Source organism: Streptomyces sp. NPDC044033 (assembly GCF_056434425.1).
The window spans coordinates 341,851-344,625 of the sequence record NZ_JBWKFF010000007.1; the positions used below are offsets into that span (position 1 = coordinate 341,851).

At 69.1% G+C, this 2,775-nt stretch carries 2 protein-coding genes; one reads left to right on the forward strand and one right to left on the reverse strand.

Translation table 11 applies throughout. The features are described from left to right. Positions 1-194: 194 nt before the first annotated feature. Entirely contained in the window at positions 195-1,115 is a 921-nt protein-coding gene (locus AC07AB_RS16075) for a trypsin-like peptidase domain-containing protein (protein ID WP_478566276.1), read from the reverse strand. A gap of 188 nt (positions 1,116-1,303) precedes the next feature. Between AC07AB_RS16075 and AC07AB_RS16080 the strand changes: the two genes are divergently transcribed. After that, positions 1,304-2,638, forward strand: a complete 1,335-nt coding sequence (locus AC07AB_RS16080) for a M14 family metallopeptidase (protein WP_478566279.1) — start codon at positions 1,304-1,306, stop codon at positions 2,636-2,638. The last annotated feature ends 137 nt before the right edge of the window (positions 2,639-2,775 follow it).

The following is a 2,775-nucleotide window of genomic DNA, read 5'->3' on the forward strand; positions in this document are numbered from 1 at the left end:
TGGCTCTTATCCATACGCCCCATCCCTCCCCCTCCCCTCCCCCCCCCCCCCCCCCTCCCCCCCCCCCCCCCCCCCCTGTTGTCTTCCGCCCCCCCCCCCCCCCCCCCCCCCCCCCCCCCGGCTGCGTGTTGACGTCACATCAATCAGCACTGACGCCGCATCAGTGCTGGCGTCATATCAGCGCTGGCGTCACATCAGTGCTGACGCGCCCGCTCGGCGGCGGGCTTGGGGAGGGAGCAGCCGGGCAGACCGAGGTCCACCTTGTTCCCGGTGCCTATGCACTTGGCGAGGATGTACGTCTCCTGGGCGTAGCCGATGCCCTTGCGGACCGTGACCTTGCCGTTCTCGTCGACCTCGCACGGGTTGTTCAGCGTGCAGCGCTGGCCGTCCTCGTTGGTCGTGTTGTTGACGGCCACGACATTGCCGGTGGCGGTGTCCACGACCGGCGAGCCCGACGTGCCGCCTATGACCTGGCAGGCGGACGTGTAGCGCAGCGAGTCCTTCCAGGTCCAGTCGCCCTCGCGCACCCGGTAGGCGAAGCCGTCCGTGTTGCAGGAGTAGGTCTTCTTCCAGTACCCGGAGACGACCGCGATGGAGGCGCCCTTGACGGGGTGGCCGGCGTTGAGCTTGAGGGCGTCGATCCGGTACTTCTGCTTGATCTGGGCGTAGGTGGTGTTCAGTTCGTAGAGCGTGACGTCGGTGTCGGTCATCGTCGCGTACGAGACCTTGGTGGCCTTGAGCGTGGCGACCTTGCCGGCGGAGGCGTTGAGCAGGCTGAAGGTACGGCTGGACGGCCGGTCCACGATCACCTCGCCCGCGCCGGGCATTCCGGTTTCCAGGCAGTGGCCGTTGGTCAGGATGAGGCCGGGATCGTTGTCCTGCGAGTTGGGCAGCCGCACCAGCGATCCGGAGCAGTTGCTGAGGGCGACGGTGCCGGCGAAGTTGACGGCCTTGGTCTTCGTCTTGGCGGCGGCCTGGGCCGCGGCCGTGGCATGGGTCCTGGCCTGAGCCTTCGCCTCGGCGGTAGCGGGCTGGGCCGAGGCCGCGCCGGTGGAGGCGAGCGTCGCTCCGGTCAGGAGGAGCGTCGCGAGCGCACCGACGAGAGGCTTCTTCATGGGGGGTCCCCTCCGTACATGAGTTCTTCCGTTTTTGACGTGTGCATTGTTGGCGCTTGAGGAGCCGCCCGGCAATCGAGTCGACAGAAGTCCCAGGGAAGTTGGCCGGATTCCTCCCTACGCGCACCCTTGACCGGTCCATGACATCGCCCGAACCTGTCGGCACCCACACCCCCCCAGGAGACCGCATGAGACTCCGATTACGCGGCCGATGGGCCGGCGCCCTCGCCGCCCTGCTCACCGTCGCCCTCGCCGCCCCCGCCGCGACCGGCGCGGCACCGGACTCCCCGGATCCACCGGCCTCCCCGGCCTCGGAAGCGACGCACTCCTACGAGGTCACCGGACCGGCGACCGCCGCGCAGCGCACCGCCGTCGCCGCGACCGGCGCGGCCGTCGACGCGGTGCGCGAGCACTCCGTCACCATCACCGCCTCCGCCGCGCAGGCCGAGCGCGTACGCGGACTCGGCTACCGGGTGCGGCAATCCGCCGCGCCCCCGGACCGTACGGACGGACAGCGCCCTCAGCCCTTCGACTTCCCGCCGCGGGACTCGAACTACCACAACTACGCCGAGGCGACGGCGGAGATCAACGCCGACATCGGCAAGTACCCCGGCATCATGACGAAGAAGGTCATCGGCAAGTCCTACGAGGGCCGCGACATCATCGCCATCAAGATCAGCGACAACGTCGCCGCGGACGAGGCCGAACCCGAGGTGCTCTTCACCCACCACCAGCACGCGCGCGAACACCTCACCGTGGAGATGGCGCTCTACCTGATCAAGGAATTCGGCGCCAAGTACGGCAGCGACCCGCGCGTCACCAAGCTCGTCGACAGCCGCGAGATCTGGATCGTGCCGGACGTGAACCCGGACGGCGGCGAGTACGACATCGCCACCGGCTCGTACCGCAGCTGGCGCAAGAACCGCCAGCCCAACGCCGGAACCTCGCGCGGCACCGACCTCAACCGCAACTGGGACTTCAAGTGGGGCTGCTGCGGCGGCTCCTCCGGCAGTACGGGCTCCGAGACGTACCGCGGCTCCGCCCCCGAGTCGGGGCCCGAGGTCAAGGTCGTGGCGGACTTCGTACGCGGCCGGGTGGTCGGCGGCAAGCAGCAGATCAAGGCCGCGATCGACTTCCACACCTACAGCGAACTGGTGCTCTGGCCCTACGGCTACACCTACAACGACACCGCGCCCGGCATGACCCAGGACGACCGGGACGCCTTCGCGACCCTCGGCAAGTCCATGGCCGCGAGCAACGGCTACAAGCCGGAGCAGTCCAGCGACCTGTACATCACCGACGGGACCATCGACGACTGGCTGTGGGGCAACCAGAAGATCTTCGGCTACACCTTCGAGATGTACCCCAACGAGAGCGGCGCGGGCGGCGGCTTCTACCCGCCGGACGAGGTGATCGGCCGGGAGACGGCGCGCAACCGGGACGCCGTGCTGCAACTCCTGGAGAACGCCGACTGCGTGTACCGGGTGATCGGCAAGCAGCAGCAGTACTGCCCGGGCGCCTGACCCGGTGAACGGCGGCCCGGGGGGGGGGGGGGGGGGGGGGGGGGGGGGGGTGAAGGGGGGGGGGGGGGGGGAGGGGGGTTGGGAAAGAAAGCACAAGCGGGAAAAGGAGAAAGGGCAGCACAGAGGAAAAGGCACCA

What these genes read in the sequence shown, in the direction of transcription:
- AC07AB_RS16080 (WP_478566279.1), top strand. Translation starts at nt 1,304, where the DNA reads ATGAGACTCCGATTACGCGGCCGATGGGCCGGCGCCCTCGCCGCCCTG.
- AC07AB_RS16075 (WP_478566276.1), bottom strand. Translation starts at nt 1,115, where the DNA reads ATGAAGAAGCCTCTCGTCGGTGCGCTCGCGACGCTCCTCCTGACCGGA.